Here is a 15,816-nt window from a genome sequence, read left to right as displayed (position 1 = left end):
GCTACATATGTCAAAGCTCATTACGTTCGCAGTGCCCTGCTACAACTCCGCAGCCTATATGGAGCACTGTGTGGAGACCCTGCTCACCGGCGGTGAGGATATCGAGATCATCCTGGTGGACGACGGCTCCACCAAGGATGACACCCCCGCCATCTGTGACCGCTACGCCGCGCAGTATCCCAACATCGTGAAGGCCATCCATCAGGAGAACGGCGGCCACGGTGAGGGCGTCAACCAGGGCATCCGAAACGCCACCGGTTTTTATTTCAAGGTGGTGGATTCCGACGACTGGCTGGATGAGGCCGCCCTCCAGAAGGCTCTGGAGAAACTGCGGAAGTTTGCCAAAATGGAGAAGCCGGTGGATATGTTCGTGGCCAACTACGTCTACGAGCACGTGGAGGACAACACCCAGAAGGTGGTCCGGTACACCAATGTGTTCCCCCAGAACAAGATCTTTTCTTGGAGCAAGGTGGGCCGGTTCCGCCCCTCCCAGTTCCTGCTGATGCACAGCGTGATCTACCGCACCCAGCTGTTGCGGGACTGCGGCCTGGAGCTGCCTAAGCACACCTTCTATGTGGACAACATCTTTGTCTACCAGCCTCTGCCCTATGTGAAGCGGATCTATTACATGGACATTGATCTGTACCGCTACTTTATCGGCCGGGCTGACCAGAGCGTCAACGAGCAGGTGATGGTGGGCCGGGTGGACCAGCAGCTGCGGGTCAACAAGATCATGATCGACAGCCACGATCTCCGCAAACTCCACGCTCAGCAGCCCCGGCTGGCCCGGTATATGAGCAGCTACCTGTCCATGATGATGACCATCTCCTCCATCTTCCTCATTCTGGACGGCTCTCCCGAGGCCCTGGGCAAAAAGACCGAACTGTGGGAGTATCTGCGCAGCAAGGACGTGGGGCTTTATCACAAGTACAAGTACCGCTCCCTGTCCTTTGTGGGCAACATCCCCGGATATCAGGGCCGGAAGCTGTCGGTGAAGCTGTACCGGCTGGCCCGAAAGATCTATAAGTTCAACTGAGCATAAAAGCAAAATGTGTTTTCCTTATAATAAAGGGAAAACAATATGTTCAGACGGAAGAGCCAGAATATCGGGAAATGTTAATATCATAAGAAAAAGAGTGCTGATATGGAATATCAGCACTCTTTTTTTCATCCATAATATGATGATTCCTATTGTTGATTATGATCTGATTGCTTGAAAATCTACTGATATTCGTATACAATATACTTGAAAAAGACGTATGCACTCCCAGATTTTGACAAGGAGTGCCCTCTTGCCGTGATTACAGCATAGACACAGCAGATTTTCTTGAAAGGCGGTACGGAAGTGAACGGGTATCTTTCCATTAAAGAAGCTTCCTGTAAATGGGGCATATCCGAACGGCGGGTCAATCAATATTGTGCGGAAGGCCGTATTCCCGGTGCGGAACGATTCGGCGGATCTTGGGCGATCCCGGAAGACGCTGAAAAACCAGGTGATCCCCGCAAACAAAAGAGGCAGTCCGCAGCCGCCCAGATGCAGCGGCCCCAAGAACTCTTTCCTGGTTTTATGCCTCTGATGAACACAGCCTTTGAGCCGGGTCATTGCCTGGAAACCATCGATCAAATGAAAGCAGGACCCCAAAAGGACATTGCCCTGGCAGAGTATCACTATTTCAGCGGACAGGCGGAAAAAGCCATGCAGGAGACCGAACCCTACCTCAATGCGGAGGATGGGGCGACCAAGTTGTCTGCCTGCTGGATTTTTGCCTATGCCTGCCTGTCCATGGGGCGGATCGATCATGCCCGATACGCTCTGAATGAAATCAAAAGCACCCTGGCTGCCGGAGGAGAAAATGCCACGCCCATCCGCGCCATGGAAGTCTTTGTGGCCTTTGCGGCGGCGGTGCTGCTGCATCTGCCTTTGCCGGCGGAAATGCCGCCCACGAAGGAATTCCTGCCGCTGCTGCCTCCTGGCCTGCGGGCATTTGCGCTGTATGTGCAGGCCCACTACCTCTATTTAAAAGAGGAATACGCACGCAGCGCCGGGGTGGTGGAGGCCACCCTTGCCATGGGGGCCAGTGCCTACCCCATCTCCGCCATTTATCTCCATCTGGTGGCGGTGATGGACTACATGAGCATGAAACAGCCGGATCGTGCCCAGGCCCATCTTCTGACGGCGTGGGAGATTGCCCGCCCGGATGATCTCATTGAGGGCTTCGGCGAGCACCACGGGCTTTTGGGCGCGATGTTGGAGGCGACCATCAAACCAAATTGGCCGGAAGACTTCAAGCGGATTATTGACATAACCTATCGGTTCTCTTCCGGCTGGCGTAGAGTTCACAACCCTATCACCGGGCATGATGTGGCGGACGATCTGACCACCACCGAATTTGCCATGGCCATGCTGGCCGCACGGAGCTGGACCAATCAGGAAATTGCGGAATACCTGAATATTTCGATAAATACCGTTAAGAGCCACATTTCCGAGGCGATGAAAAAGCTCAACGTGGAGAATCGAAAAGACTTGAAGCAGTATATGCTTCGGTAGAAAAGCAACAAGGGGTATGCCCATATGCCTCACCCATTTTAGGGGTCAAAATGGGTAATGGTAACCCTGGATTCTTTCCGCTATAATGTGAATACGCTATTTTACGAAATGCGCAGAGACACGGCAGTGCTTACCGGAATGAGAGAGAGGCGATGGGGTGAAGAGTTACGGCAAATATCTTGACAAATGGATGTCCACTTCCATGGCCAGACAGACGGAACAGGTCTGCCCCTTTATGAAATTCCAAATTTTAGATTTTTCCAAAGAGTGCGTTGCGCTTGCGTTTCTTTCGCGGCGTGGCGCGCCCTTTTTGTGTCGTCAAAAGCCCGCCATTTTGGGAAAGGAGGATGACGAGCGGCTGAGACAGTCAACGTTAATCCGGTAAATGCACTCCGGTACGGAAACTTCTACCACTTCAGAAGCAAAGGAGGAAAGCAAATGAAAAAACGAATCCTTGCGGCTTTTGTCAGCCTGTGCCTGCTGGTATCCCTGATGCCCGGCATGACGCTGCCTGCCGCGGCGGCGGCTTCGGCGAGGGTGGGGTAAACGGCAGCTTTGCCAACTATGGCAGCTATCAAAACATCCATGGTGAGCCGCCGTTCGCCACCTACGCCCTCTCCTTTGTGGAGGCTGTGGCCTTCGACCCCGCCGGCTCGGGGCGGAAGGATCACATCGCCTACATCGGCTTTGAACCGAATGATGAAAGAATCATCCTCTACGTCCAGGACGCGGATACCGGAGAGAACTGGCAGGGCTACTGGTTCCCAACCGATGCATCCTGGATCAAGAAGAGTAACCCGGAAAACTGGCGGGCAACTATTTTGCCATCACTGCTGGCGACTATGACGGCGACGGCAAGGACGATCTGGTGGCGGTCTCCTATCTCATGGATGCAGGCGGTGACAAACAAAACTTCGATTGCGAATACTACCTCCCCATGATGGCCGTGTCCTACGGGGGCAACGCTTCCAGCCCTGTGGCAGACGGCGGCCGCCAGGTCGTTTTTCTGGCGATGGATAACGGCATCAGCGGTGGAAAGAAAAGCTATTATACCATGACTGCCGTGGGACTGGACACCGGCGACGTGGACGGCGACGGCACCGACGAAATCGTGGTGGGCGGCACCAAGAATACCGTCACCTCCAAAGCTAACTCCGCCGACTGCGAAACTGCCTACGCCTTGGATAGGAATATTTGGAATGTTGCCGTCTTCAACGCCCGTTCCGATGGCAGCTTTGCCTCCCCCGGTACGGACGACAGTGTGACCCACTTCCATTCCATCGACGCCACCGGTTGGTTTGCCGGCGGTACCGGCGGCAAGTATGGCCGCTCGCCTCTGAGCCTGGCCTGCGTGGCCTTCAACGGCAGCATCAACGCGGAATACGTCTTCATGGGCGGCAAGATCATCGACTTCTCCACCGGCGGTGCCAATGAGCTCTACACCGTCTCCTTCGTCAAGGATAATGATGATTCCGTCCAGAGCACGATCTGCGACCAGACCTTCATCCCCTCCGTGGCTGTGGGCAATTTCGACGGCAACGACTACGGCTATGAGCAGATCTTCTTTGTCTATAGCAATAGGGAGAGCGGAGACGACGACTATTTCTATCGTCTGGGCGCCGTAGGCGGCAAGAACTATGACGGCAACGGCGGCGGCGTGGGCAGCGCCGGCGGTACCGACACCAGTATGTTCTATGAAAAATCCAGCGGCTTCTTCATGGGCGGCAGCACAGGACAGGGCGGCGCCGGCGCCGGGGGCAACTGGAACTATAACACCAACTTTGTGCTGGTCTCCATGGACCGGGATGACGACGGCGTGCTGGCCCGCTACAAGGGTAAGAACTGGACCTACACCGATCCCCGGGTTGCCGCCGTGCTCCAGATGGCCCCTTATTTTGACGGCATTGACCTGGGCAGCGACTCCGGCGAGACCACCTATTCTTTCACCCAGAGCTACGAATACACCAAGGGCACCGGCGACGAGACCTCCTTCGGTGTGGGCTTTGCCGGAGAGGTGGAGACCAACTTTGTCACAGTGGAACTGCAGGTCGGCTCCTCCAACACCTGGACGGAGACTTTTGAGGAGACCCTGACTACCTCAACCACCGACAGCTTTGCCACCAAGGCCTACGACAGCGTGGTGCTCCAGCGCACCCCGGTCATCACCTATACTTATGAGATCTATGACAAGAGCAAGGGCGGATGGTCGTGGGACGATCTGGAGTCTACAGAGGAGGGCACAGGTTTTGCCATCTCCGTGCCTAAGCCCGGCTATGCCATCACCGAAGTGACCCTGACCACAGAGGAGGGCACCGAGACCGTTACCCCGGTGGACGGCCAGTTCAACTTCGCCATCCAGGAGGCCACCACCATCACCGTGACCGCCGCTGTGGTAGCGGAGGAGAGCATTGTCTCTTATACCGCGAACGATGACCATGGCACCGTGAGCGCGACTGTGAATGGGGAGGCATTCCCCTCCACCGGCGCCACCTTCGGCAGCGACGATGAAATCATCTTTACCGCCGCTCCCGCTGACGGCTATGCCCTCAAGGAGTGGAAAGTGACCGACGGAAGCGGCACCCACGGCACCATCTCCGCTGCGGCGGAGCGCAAGGGCATGGAGCTGTATGATGACAGCAAGCCCAGCGTGGTTTATGAGGACGGCACCATCACCTTTACCGCTGCGCCTGATGAGGGCTACCGGGTGAAGGAGTGGATCGTCAACGGTGTGGTACAGCCGGAAACCGGCAACACACTTACCCTTACCCCGATGCAGGACCTGAATGTGACGGTTCAGTACACCTCCGGCCTGCCCAAGGTGAGCTTTGCCGATCCTGCCCACGGCACACTGACCGCCAAGATGGGCGAATATTCCATCGAGAGCGGCGCTGCCGTGTCCGGACCTGTTACCTTTACCGTGGTTCCTGACGAGCACTACGAAGTGAAGTGCTGGACAGTGAACGGTGTGGAGCAGCCCGGTGAGACCGGCAACACCTTTACCTATGCGGCCACCGACGACTGCACCGTGGCTGTGGAGCTTTGGGGCATGGAGCAGCAGGTGACCCTGAAAACCGGCACCGGCGGCACCGCCTCGGCTACCGATCCCGCCCGCTATGGTGAGACCATCACCATTACCGCCACCCCGGATGCCAACTACATGGTAAAGGCGTGGACCATCAACGGCGAAGTGGTGGAAGGCAACCTCACCAACACCCTGACCATTGACTCCCTCGGCGAAAATACCACCGTTACCGTGGAGTTTGAGACGTACCAGGGCTTTGTGGTTCCCGCAGGCGGCGAAGGCTATACCGTTACCATCGATCAGCGGAACCCTGCAGATACCTATCCCGGCGCGCCGGAAAATGAGATTCGCCGGGGCGGCGACGTGACCTTCACCGTGGCGCCTGCTGCGGACAGCGCCATCAAGACCGTGACTGTGGCCCGGGAGGATGCGACCATCACACCCAACGGCGACGGCACTGTGACCGTTTTTATTCCCAATGTGCAGGAGGAGATCGGCCTGACAGTGGATATTCTGGCTGGCATTCCTCTGACCATCGAAACCGCTGAAAACGGTACTGTGACGGTCACCCGTGACGGCGTTGCCCTGAAGAGCGGCGTGAAGGTGGTTGCCGGTGACAAACTGGTGATTACCGGACAGCCCGACAGCGGCTATCGCCTGAGTACCCTCACGGTGAACGGCAAGAACTTTACCAGCGGCAGTACCTATACGGTTGCGGAAACCGATACCGCTTTGACCGTTGCGGCCACCTTTGAAGTGCAGTCCAGCGGCGGTGGTGGCGGTGGCGGAGGCGGCGGTGTCTCCAGCTACAAGATCACCGTGGAGGACAGCGACCACGGCACCGTCGTCGCGGACCGGAACAGCGCCAACGCCGACACGACGGTTACTCTGACCGTCACCCCGGACGACGGCTATCGGCTTGACAGCCTTACCGTAACGCAGCAGGATGGAAAAACCATCACGCTGGATGAAGAGAAGGATGGTACATACACCTTTACCATGCCGGACAGTGCCGTTACGGTGAAAGCCGCCTTTACTGAGGTGACTCAGATTGAACTGCCCTTCGTGGATGTGCCCGCGGATATCTGGTATGAGGACGGCGTGTATTACGTCTATAGACACGGCCTGATGGACGGTACCAGCAGCATCACCTTCAGCCCGGATATGACCACCACCCGAAGCATGGTTGCCACCATTCTGTGGCGGCTGGAGGGCAGCCCTGTGGTAGATTACGCCGTGCCGTTCGATGATGTGGATCTGGATTCCTGGTACGGCGAGGCAGTCCGGTGGGCCGCCAGTGAAGGAATCATTACCGGATACGGAAACAACAAATTTGGGCCTGACGATCTTATCACCCGAGAGCAGATGGCTACCATGCTCCACCGCTATGCGCAGTACAAGGGTTACGATGTGAGCATCGGAGAGAACACCAACATTCTCTCCTACACGGACGCTGCCGATGTGGGCGAATATGCCATTCCCGCCATGCAGTGGGCTGTGGGCGCTGAAATCATCAACGGTACCAGTGACCGTACCCTCAGCCCTGAAGGAGATGCTACCCGTGCCGAGGTTGCTGTGATCCTGATGCGGTTTTGCGAAGGACTTGTTGATGAATAAGGTTTCATCTGTTCCCGTTTGGTAAAAAACGAGAGGGGCTTCCCAAGCGATGGTTTTCGCTGGGAAGCCCTTTTTCCTATCCAAATATTTGGCCTGTCGAGCGGCGGAAACGGCAAGATCTTTGATAAAGTTAAGTGGGCAAGACAAAGGCAGACACGTGGGAAACTACCATGTGTCTGCCTTTTATGCCGCTCAGCCCAGCGTTGCCATCAGCCAGTCCCGGATGGGAATGTAGGCCAGGGGCAGGAAGATGGCGGGCAGCATATTGCCGACCCGCAGTTTTTCTTTGGGCAGACCCAGCATATTCACGCCGATACCCACGATGATGGTGCCGCCCACGGCGCTCATCTCGGTGACAATGGCCGGGTCTATCCCTTGTCCCACGATGCTGAAAATAATAGTGAGTGCACCCTGGTAGAGGAAGGTGGGCAGGGCAGCGAAGGCCACCCCGATGCCCATGGCGGCTGCAAAGGTAATGGAACTGACCCCGTCGATCACCGCCTTGGAGATGATGATATCATAATTGCCGTTCATCCCGGCCTCCATGGCGCCGTTGATGGCCATTGCCCCCACGCAGTACAGGACAGAGCAGTTTACAAAGGCTTCCACAAAGCGGCTGTTGCTCTCTCCGCGGATCAGTTTGCGGCGAAGCACGTCTCCCACCGAGTCCATACGTTTCTCAATGTTGATGAGCTCTCCCAACAGGGTACCGATTACCATACACACGATGACACATAAAGTGTCGGCTGTGCCAATCATACTGGTAGTGCCAATACCCAGCACGCACAGGCCCAGGGCGAAGGTGATACCCGAGGCAAACCGGGCGCTGATGCGGTTTTTGAACAGAAGGCCCAGAATGCTGCCCAGCAGGATCAGGACCACATTGATGACGGTGGCGATCATAGGGATTCCTCACTTTTATACTGCAATTCACTAAAATATACGGTTCTATGATAAAACCTTTGCCGTCATTTGTCAAAAGGTTTCTGGATGTATGCCGGACAACCATGCGGAATAGAGTGGAAGTGGACCATTGAAAGGGGGAGGGCCCATTGAAGCTCGACCGGACATCCATGCTCTACGGCACCCTGCTGCTCACCGGTACCGGCATTGCCGGGCAGTTTTTGGGCTTTGTCTACCGGATTTTACTTTCCCGCCTCATCGGGGCGGAGATCATGGGCCTCTACCAGCTCATTATGCCGGTCTATTCCGTGCTGCTCTCTCTGACAGCGGTGGGGCTGACGGCAGCGGTATCCAACCTGTCTGCCGGATACTATGCCAGGGGACAGCGGGGAGCGGCGGCCCAGGTGCTCCGCCGGTGCCTGCTGTGCTTCCTGGGACTGTTTGGAGTGCTGGCCACGGTCACTGCCCTGCTGTATGACCCTATTTCGGTGTACCTGCTGGGGGACGCCCGCACTCAGATGGGGCTTTTGCTGCTGCTGCCCTGTATTCTGCTTACCGGTGTGGAGAACCTCCATAAACACTTCTTCTATGGTACCGGCGCCATCCGGCCCCCGGCGGCGGTGGAGCTGTGCGAGCAGGTCATCCGGGCGGCGGCGGTTCTCGGGCTGCTGGTGCTCTTCCTGCCCCAGAATCCGGAGCGGACCGTGGCCATTATCGTGGTGGGCATGATCGTGTGCGAGCTCTTTTCCTCCATCACGCTGATGCTGCTGGCCCGCCGCAGGCTGGCAGGGGAGAAGCTGGGAGAGCCGGGGGCCTCCCGGCGGATGAACCGGCAGATCCTGGCCATCGCCCTGCCGGTGGGGTTCACCAGTCTGCTGGGCAACCTGATGGGCTCGGCCAACGCGGTGCTCATCCCCCAGCGGCTGGTGGCCGCCGGAGCGGAGGTGAGCCGGGCCATGGAGGAGTTCGGTGTGCTGTGCGGCATGACCATGCCCATGCTTTGCCTGCCCACTGCCTTCATCGGCGCCCTGGGGCTGGTGCTCATGCCCAAGCTGGCCCAGGGGGCAGCTCTGGGCAACACCCCGCTGATCCGGCGGCGGATCGACCGGTCTATGCTGGCCACCTCGGTGCTTATGTTTCCTGCCATGGCTCTGCTGGTAGTGGTGGGCCCCACCCTGGGCCAGCTGCTCTTTCGGGAGGAGGGGGTAGGTCGATATCTGCTCCCCCTGTCGGTAGGGGTACTGCTGTCCTGTTGGCAGGCGGTACTGGGATGCGCCCTCAACGGCCTGGGCAGACAAAAAGCTGCAGCCCGCAGTTCCATTCTGTCCGGCGGGCTGCAGCTGGGCTGCACCTATCTGTTATTGGGACTCCCCGGTGTGGGGATCGGCGGCTACTGGGTGGGGGTGGTGGCCTCCTCCGCCCTGGGAGCGCTCCTGAACTGGTTCCAGGTGCGGCGGGTTACCGGACTGAAGCTGCGGCTCTTTGGCTGGGGGGTAGCCCCCGGCCTGGCGGCCCTGCTGACCGGCCTCACCGGCAACCTGCTCTTTCGGGTGCTGCTGGACAGCGGAGTAGGGGAGTGGACGGCGGTGGGGGCCTGCACCCTCTTCGGTGTGGTGCTCTACCTGGCGGCCCTCCAGGCTCAGGGGGTGCGGCTGCATCGCCTTTTCCGCTTGAGGTAGGTTACAGAACATAGCTGGCCATCAGGATGAGCGCCAGCAGACAGAAGGCGATGACACCAGGATTTTCAAAGAAGAGCCGCCATTTCATGCCCTCGGAGAAGGGGACCAGGCCGGATTCCAGTTTGATCTCCCGCCAGCTGGTGACCAGAAAGGTCATGCCGACCACGATGGACCCCAGCACCAGCAGGGAGGTCAGCAGTTCTCCGGTCTGGCCCAGCAGCTCCAGCAGGGGTACCAGACCCACCGAGGTAAAGTTGATCAGGGCGTGGAGCAGGATGGACTGCCACAGGCAGCCGGTCCGGAGCACCACATAGGCGAAGAGGGCCCCCACGGCAAAGGCATAGAACAGCTGATTCAGATTGCCGTGAAACAGGCCGAAGCACAGGGCGGAGGCCAGGATGGAAAATTTATCCCCGTAAGGCCGCAGACGGTTCAGCAGCAAATAGCGGAAGAGATATTCCTCTGACAGGGGCGCAATGACGCAGCCCAGCAGAAGGTTGAGTACCGTAGGGTAGCCAGCCAGACTGTCCACCGGATTGGTGACCGCCTGGCCCCGGAGAATCCCAATCAGTTGGGTGAGAAGCAGGGTGAGCAGATTGGACAAATAGACCAGACCAAGGGTGGTCACCAGGGCTTTGCCCAGGTTCAGCGGCCCCATGGGGCGGCGTGCGGAGGGGCCCGGGGCGGGCACGCCGCGCAGCACCAGGCAGAAGGCGGGCACACCCGCGCCGTAGGCTGAGCCCACGGAGAGGCACCAGCGGGAGATGGGGTGATTCAAAACGCTGGGGACGATGCCGGCCACCAACAGCTGGACCGCCAGCATGGCGGCCATCTGGGCAAACAGGGCCCATCCCAGCCGGGAGAACCATTGACAGTGGGGGCGCAGCAGCTGGGCCCGGTCCGGTTGATGGAGATCCATTCCGTCACCTCGCACAAAAATAAATCCAAATTGAGCCCAGCCGGACCGGCAAAGCACGGCCCGAAATTCGCACCTGCTTCAGGCACAAGGGCTTCCGGGCTCCATTATAGCAAGAACGGGTGAAAAGGGCAAGAAATCGGACATATTGACATGGGCGTTTTTCATGATACAATATCTTGTGCTTAGAACTGAAATACACTCAGAGGAGAGATACGATATGCCCATTTCTGAAAACGCCAAGGCTGTACTGGAGCGGCGTTATCTGGCCCGGGATGAGCGGGGGAATCCCACCGAGACAGTGGACGGTCTGTTCCACCGTGTGGCCAACGCGGTGGCCGAAGGCGACCGCCATTTTGACCCCAAGGCCGATGTGGTGGCCACGGCGGCGGAATTCTATGAGATGATGACCAATCTGGACTTCCTGCCCAACTCCCCCACCCTGATGAACGCCGGCCGCCCTCTGGGGCAGCTGTCCGCCTGCTTTGTGCTGCCGGTGGCCGACTCCATGGAGGACATCTTTGACGCCATTAAGAACGCAGCTCTCATCCACAAGAGCGGCGGCGGCACCGGATTTTCCTTCTCCCGGCTGCGTCCCAAGGGTTCCACCGTCAACTCCACCGGCGGTGTGGCCAGCGGCCCCATCTCCTTTATGAAGGTGTTCAACGCCGCCACCGAGGCGGTGAAGCAGGGCGGCACCCGCCGGGGGGCCAACATGGGCATCCTCCGGGTGGATCACCCCGACATTATGGACTTTATTACCTGCAAGAACGATACCTCCGAGATCACCAACTTCAACATCTCCGTGGGCATCACCGAGGCCTTTATGGAGGCGGTGAGTGCGGACGGGATGTACGATCTGGTGGATCCGGCCACCGGCCGGGTGATGGGCCAGCTGAAGGCCCGGGAGGTCTTTGACACCATCGTCACCTCCGCCTGGCAGACCGGCGAGCCGGGCATCATCTTCCTGGACCGGCTCAACCGGGACAACGCGGTGCCCAGCCAGGGCGAGATTGAGTCCACCAACCCCTGCGGTGAGCAGCCCCTGCTGCCCTATGAGAGCTGCAATCTGGGCTCTATCAACCTGGTCAACCACATCACCAAGACCGTGGCGGGCTGGGTGCTGGACCGGGCCAAGCTGGAAAAGACCATCCGTACCGCCGTCCACTTCCTGGACAACGTCATTGAGGTCAACCAGTACCCCCTGCCCGAGATTGACAAGATGACCCGCTCCACCCGGAAGATCGGCCTGGGCGTCATGGGCTTTGCCGATATGCTCCTCTATATGGGTGTGCCCTACAACAGCGAGGAGGGTGTGGCCCTGGCCCAGGAGATCATGGATACCATCAACACCATCGGCCACCAGGAGAGCGAGAAGCTGGCCGAGAGCCGGGGTGCCTTCCCCCTCTTTGACCAGAGTATCTACAAGGACGGCAAGCCCATCCGCAATGCCACTGTTACCACCATCGCTCCCACCGGCACCCTGTCCATCATTGCCGGCGTGTCCTCCGGTGTGGAGCCGGTGTTTGCCTATGCATATATCCGCAATGTCATGGACAATACCCACCTCATTGAGACCAACCAGATCCTGAAGGACAAGCTGGTGGAGGCGGGGATCTACTCCGAGACTCTGATGAAGCAGATCGTGGAGCAGGGCTCTCTGGCCCATGTGGACGGTATCCCCGAGGAGATCAAGCGGGTATTCGTGTGCGCCCACGACGTGTCCCCCATCTGGCACGTGAAGATGCAGGCCGCCTTCCAGCAGTACACCGACAACGCCGTCAGCAAGACGGTGAACTTCCCCAACTCCGCCACCAAGGCCGAGGTGGCTGAGGTCTACCGCCTGGCCTACACCCTGGGCTGCAAGGGCACCACAATCTACCGGGACGGCAGCCGCAACGAGCAGGTGCTCAACATCGGCAAGGTCAACGACGGTAAGGAGGCTGCCCCCGCCCCCACCGGCCGGGTGTGTGAGGAGTGCCAGGTGCCTCAGGAGGCCTATGGCCACATCCAGCCCCGGCCCCGCCCGGCGGTGACCACCGGCTTCACCGAGAAGGTGCGCATCGGCTGCGGCAACCTTTATATTACCGTCAACTACGACGAGAACGGCATCTGTGAGGTGTTTACCAACACCGGTCGGGCCGGCGGCTGCCCCAGCCAGAGCGAGGCAACGGCCCGGCTGGTCAGCGTGGGCATCCGTTCCGGCATGGACCCCAAGGAGATCATCCAGCAGCTCAAGGGTATCCGCTGCCCCTCCTGCCTGCGGCAGTCCGGCGTACCGGTGACCTCCTGCCCCGACGCCATTGCCAAGGCTCTGGAGAAGGTGCTTAAGGTGTCCAAGGGCACCCACGAGCCCGCTCCTGCTCCCATCAGTGCGGCAACCAAGGCTGCGGCTCCCATTCCTCGGCCCGGCATGACTCCTGCCGAGGCCAAGCTGGCCAAGTTCTGCCCTGAGTGCGGGGCGAAGCTGGAGCACGAAGGCGGCTGCGTCACTTGCCGTGACTGCGGCTACTCCAAGTGCGGCTAAAACAGAAAAGGGCCTGCTCCGGCAGGCCCTTTTTGCAACAGAGTCCGGATAACCTGGAGCGGGGACAGTCACACTAAGGGATGCGCCGGAAGGCATTTCATTTGAATACAGGAGGCGTCAGCCATGTGTACCAGCCTGACCTTTACCACCGACCACACTTATTTTGGGCGGAACCTGGATCTGGAATACCAGTTTGGCCAGCAGGTGGTCATTACTCCACGTAATTACCCATTTTCCTTTCAAGCCATGCCCACCCTGAAGAAGCACTATGCCATCATCGGCATGGCCACAGTGGCGGAGGGCTACCCCCTCTATGCTGAGGGGGTCAACGAGAAGGGCCTCTATATGGCAGGCCTCAACTTCCCGGGTAACGCCTGTTATCCTTGCGGTTCGGAGGACGGTACCCCCGCCGCCCCCTATGAGCTGATCCCCTGGCTGCTGGGCAGCTGCGACAGCGTGGACCAGGCGGAGGAAAAGCTGCGCTCTGTCCGTATTTTGGATACCCCCTTTGCCCCCAATATGCCAAACGCCCCCCTCCATTGGCACCTGGCCGACGGAAAGCGGGCCCTGGTGGCGGAGCCTATGGCCGACGGCCTGAGACTGTTTGAGGACCCGGTGGGGGTGCTTACAAACAACCCCACCTTTGATTTCCACCTGACCAACCTGAACCAGTATATGGGCCTGTCCGCCGCCCAGCCGGAGAACCGCTTCGGTGGGGTGGAGCTGTGTCCCTTTGGTCAGGGAATGGGCACGTTGGGCCTGCCGGGAGACTGGTCACCCGCCTCCCGCTTTGTCCGGGCCGCCTTCCTTAAGTGGAACAGCGCCTGTGAGCGGGACGAGATCTCCAGTGTCAGCCAGGTTTTTCACATCCTTGACGCGGTAGCCATGCCCCGGGGGGCAGTACGGACACCGGAGGGGAAGTGGGACCTCACGGATTACTCCTGCTGCATCGACGGCCGGACGGGCACCTATTATTATAAAACCTATGATAACAGTCAGATCACCGCGGTGTCCATGGACGAGGCAAAGCGGGAGGGAGAAACGCTGCTTTGCTACCCCCTGGTGACGGAGCAGCAGATCCGCTTTGTGCCGTGAGCCCCGCCGGGGCGTTCGCCCCGGCACTTGTACATATTGCATAAATGCGGCGCCTTGCCAACAGGGCGAAAAAAGGGAAAACCGGGCCAAAAACCATGTGGTTTGCCAATTCGGCCGAGAGTTAAGGCGGCTTTCTGAAACCGAGTTGTGCATATTGGCTATAATCATTGATAAAAAAATAACGAATTTCTCTTGCATTTTACTTGCCTGTTGGGCGGCGGTGCGTTATACTTATTAGGTAAGGACTTGTTAAAAATATAACAATTCTAGATAGGTTACAGGACAAGGAGGCAGAACATAATGGGTTTTGTGAAGCTGGAAAAGCAGGGCCACGTGGGCGTGGTCACCATTGACCGGCAGGAGGCGCTGAACGCGCTGAACAGCCAGGTTCTGAGCGATCTGGACGCGGTCATTGATCAGGTGGCTGCCGACGACGAGATCTATGTGATGATCCTCACCGGCGCGGGCCGTTCCTTTGTGGCGGGCGCTGACATCGGCGAGATGAAGAACTTCTCTTCCATCGACGGCAAGAAGTTTGGCGTGCACGGCAACAGCGTGTTCCTGAAGCTGGAGAATATGGCCAAGCCGGTCATCGCCGCCATCAACGGGTTCGCTCTGGGCGGCGGCTGCGAGCTGAGCATGGCCTGCGACATCCGCCTGGCCAGTGAGAAGGCCCGGTTCGGTCAGCCCGAGGTGGGCCTGGGCATCACCCCCGGTTTCGCCGGCACTCAGCGGCTGCCCCGCATCGTGGGCATCTCCAAGGCCATGGAGCTGATCCTCACCGCCAAGACCATCAAGGCCGATGAGGCCAAGGCCATCGGCTTGGTCAGCGAGGTCTATCCCGCCGAGGAGCTGATGGACAAGGCCATGGAGCTGGCCAACGCCATCTGTGCCAACGCTCAGATCGCCGTGCAGGAGTCCAAGCGCTGCATCCGTATGGGTATGCAGACCGACATCGCCACCGGCTCCGCGTTCGAGGCCGAGGCTTTCGGTGTCTGCTGCGGTACTGCCGACAAGGACGAGGGCATGGGCGCCTTCCTGGAGAAGCGCGCTGAGAAGCACTTCCAGAACAAGTAAACTATCCGGAAGTGAGTACTTACCTGGCCCATGGCTGAGTCCCCGGCGCTTGCGCCGTCAAGCGTTTTGGCCTGTGGCCAAAACCTTGAAATCGGCGGAATTCATTTCCGGCGATTTGAGTGAAATCATGGGGGTCCCGCACGGTGTGCAGCACCGGGTGGGGCGGGGGCATGGGCGCCTTCCTGGAGAAGCGCGCTGAGAAGCATTTCCAGAACAAGTAAGGAAGCATCCTCTGTTTCAGTTCGATACATCCTTTCTTTAAAATTAAAAACAGATTGAAAAGAGGTTTTTTGTCATGAAAAAGATTGTTGTCATCGGCGGCGGCACTATGGGCCTGGACATCGCTCAGGTCTTCGCCAAGAAGGATTTTGATGTTACCGTCCGCGACATCAACGACGACATCATCAAGGCTTCCGAGGGCCGTCTGAACAA

The 15,816-nt window shown here is 58.6% G+C and carries 11 protein-coding genes and 1 pseudogene; 10 read left to right on the top strand and 2 right to left on the bottom strand.

Annotated features, from left to right (window positions below; all coding sequences use genetic code 11):
• The first annotated feature begins 7 nt into the window (after positions 1-7).
• From B5G42_RS08560 to B5G42_RS08540, 5 genes and pseudogenes are all read left to right on the top strand, one after another.
• Positions 8-1,036: a glycosyltransferase family 2 protein gene (locus tag B5G42_RS08560; protein WP_087269105.1), complete on the top strand. Its 1,029-nt coding sequence runs from the start codon at positions 8-10 to the stop codon at positions 1,034-1,036.
• 309 nt (positions 1,037-1,345) lie between these two features.
• Positions 1,346-1,516 (top strand): annotated as a pseudogene (locus B5G42_RS18675) (helix-turn-helix domain-containing protein); the annotation flags it as partial.
• Between the two features lie 108 nt (positions 1,517-1,624).
• The gene (locus B5G42_RS08555) at positions 1,625-2,548 is read left to right on the top strand and encodes a helix-turn-helix domain-containing protein (protein WP_162611070.1); all 924 of its coding nucleotides are present in this window, start codon (positions 1,625-1,627) and stop codon (positions 2,546-2,548) included.
• A gap of 473 nt (positions 2,549-3,021) precedes the next feature.
• On the top strand, positions 3,022-3,489 hold the full coding sequence (locus B5G42_RS08545; RefSeq protein WP_140399832.1) for a hypothetical protein: 468 nt from the start codon (positions 3,022-3,024) through the stop codon (positions 3,487-3,489).
• A complete protein-coding gene (locus tag B5G42_RS08540; protein ID WP_140399831.1) occupies positions 3,435-7,187 on the top strand; it encodes an InlB B-repeat-containing protein in 3,753 nt (1,250 codons plus the stop codon). Before B5G42_RS08545 ends, B5G42_RS08540 begins: the two co-directional genes overlap by 55 nt.
• A gap of 192 nt (positions 7,188-7,379) precedes the next feature.
• On the opposite strand, the gene B5G42_RS08535 is transcribed toward B5G42_RS08540, so the two are convergent.
• Positions 7,380-8,090, bottom strand: coding sequence for a DUF554 domain-containing protein (locus B5G42_RS08535; RefSeq protein ID WP_087269091.1), 711 nt, complete (start codon positions 8,088-8,090; stop codon positions 7,380-7,382).
• A gap of 149 nt (positions 8,091-8,239) precedes the next feature.
• Here B5G42_RS08535 and B5G42_RS08530 point away from each other — a divergent pair, with 149 nt between their 5' ends.
• Positions 8,240-9,769, top strand: coding sequence for a putative polysaccharide biosynthesis protein (locus B5G42_RS08530; RefSeq protein ID WP_242961179.1), 1,530 nt, complete (start codon positions 8,240-8,242; stop codon positions 9,767-9,769).
• 1 nt (position 9,770) lies between these two features.
• Here the strand turns inward: B5G42_RS08530 and B5G42_RS08525 are convergent, their stop codons facing one another.
• Positions 9,771-10,688: a CPBP family intramembrane glutamic endopeptidase gene (locus tag B5G42_RS08525; RefSeq protein ID WP_087269088.1), complete on the bottom strand. Its 918-nt coding sequence runs from the start codon at positions 10,686-10,688 to the stop codon at positions 9,771-9,773.
• Between the two features lie 163 nt (positions 10,689-10,851).
• On the opposite strand from B5G42_RS08525, the gene B5G42_RS08520 reads away from it, so the two are divergent.
• The 4 genes from B5G42_RS08520 to B5G42_RS18870 form a co-directional block, all read left to right on the top strand.
• Complete coding sequence (locus tag B5G42_RS08520; protein ID WP_275532441.1) at positions 10,852-13,212, top strand: vitamin B12-dependent ribonucleotide reductase; 2,361 nt, start codon at positions 10,852-10,854, stop codon at positions 13,210-13,212.
• A gap of 123 nt (positions 13,213-13,335) precedes the next feature.
• Positions 13,336-14,307 carry a choloylglycine hydrolase gene (gene bsh, locus B5G42_RS08515; protein WP_087269082.1) on the top strand — a complete coding sequence of 324 codons (972 nt, stop codon included), beginning with the start codon at positions 13,336-13,338 and terminating at the stop codon, positions 14,305-14,307.
• Between the two features lie 300 nt (positions 14,308-14,607).
• Positions 14,608-15,384, top strand: coding sequence for an enoyl-CoA hydratase-related protein (locus B5G42_RS08510; protein WP_087269079.1), 777 nt, complete (start codon positions 14,608-14,610; stop codon positions 15,382-15,384).
• A gap of 295 nt (positions 15,385-15,679) precedes the next feature.
• Positions 15,680-15,816: 3-hydroxyacyl-CoA dehydrogenase NAD-binding domain-containing protein (locus tag B5G42_RS18870; RefSeq protein WP_162611069.1), on the top strand; the 137-nt coding region annotated here is incomplete at its 3' end.

Origin of the sequence: Flavonifractor sp. An91, assembly GCF_002159225.1 — a bacterium.
Taxonomy (GTDB): domain Bacteria; phylum Bacillota; class Clostridia; order Oscillospirales; family Oscillospiraceae; genus Flavonifractor; species Flavonifractor avicola.
This window is presented reverse-complemented; position numbering and strand designations above follow the sequence as displayed.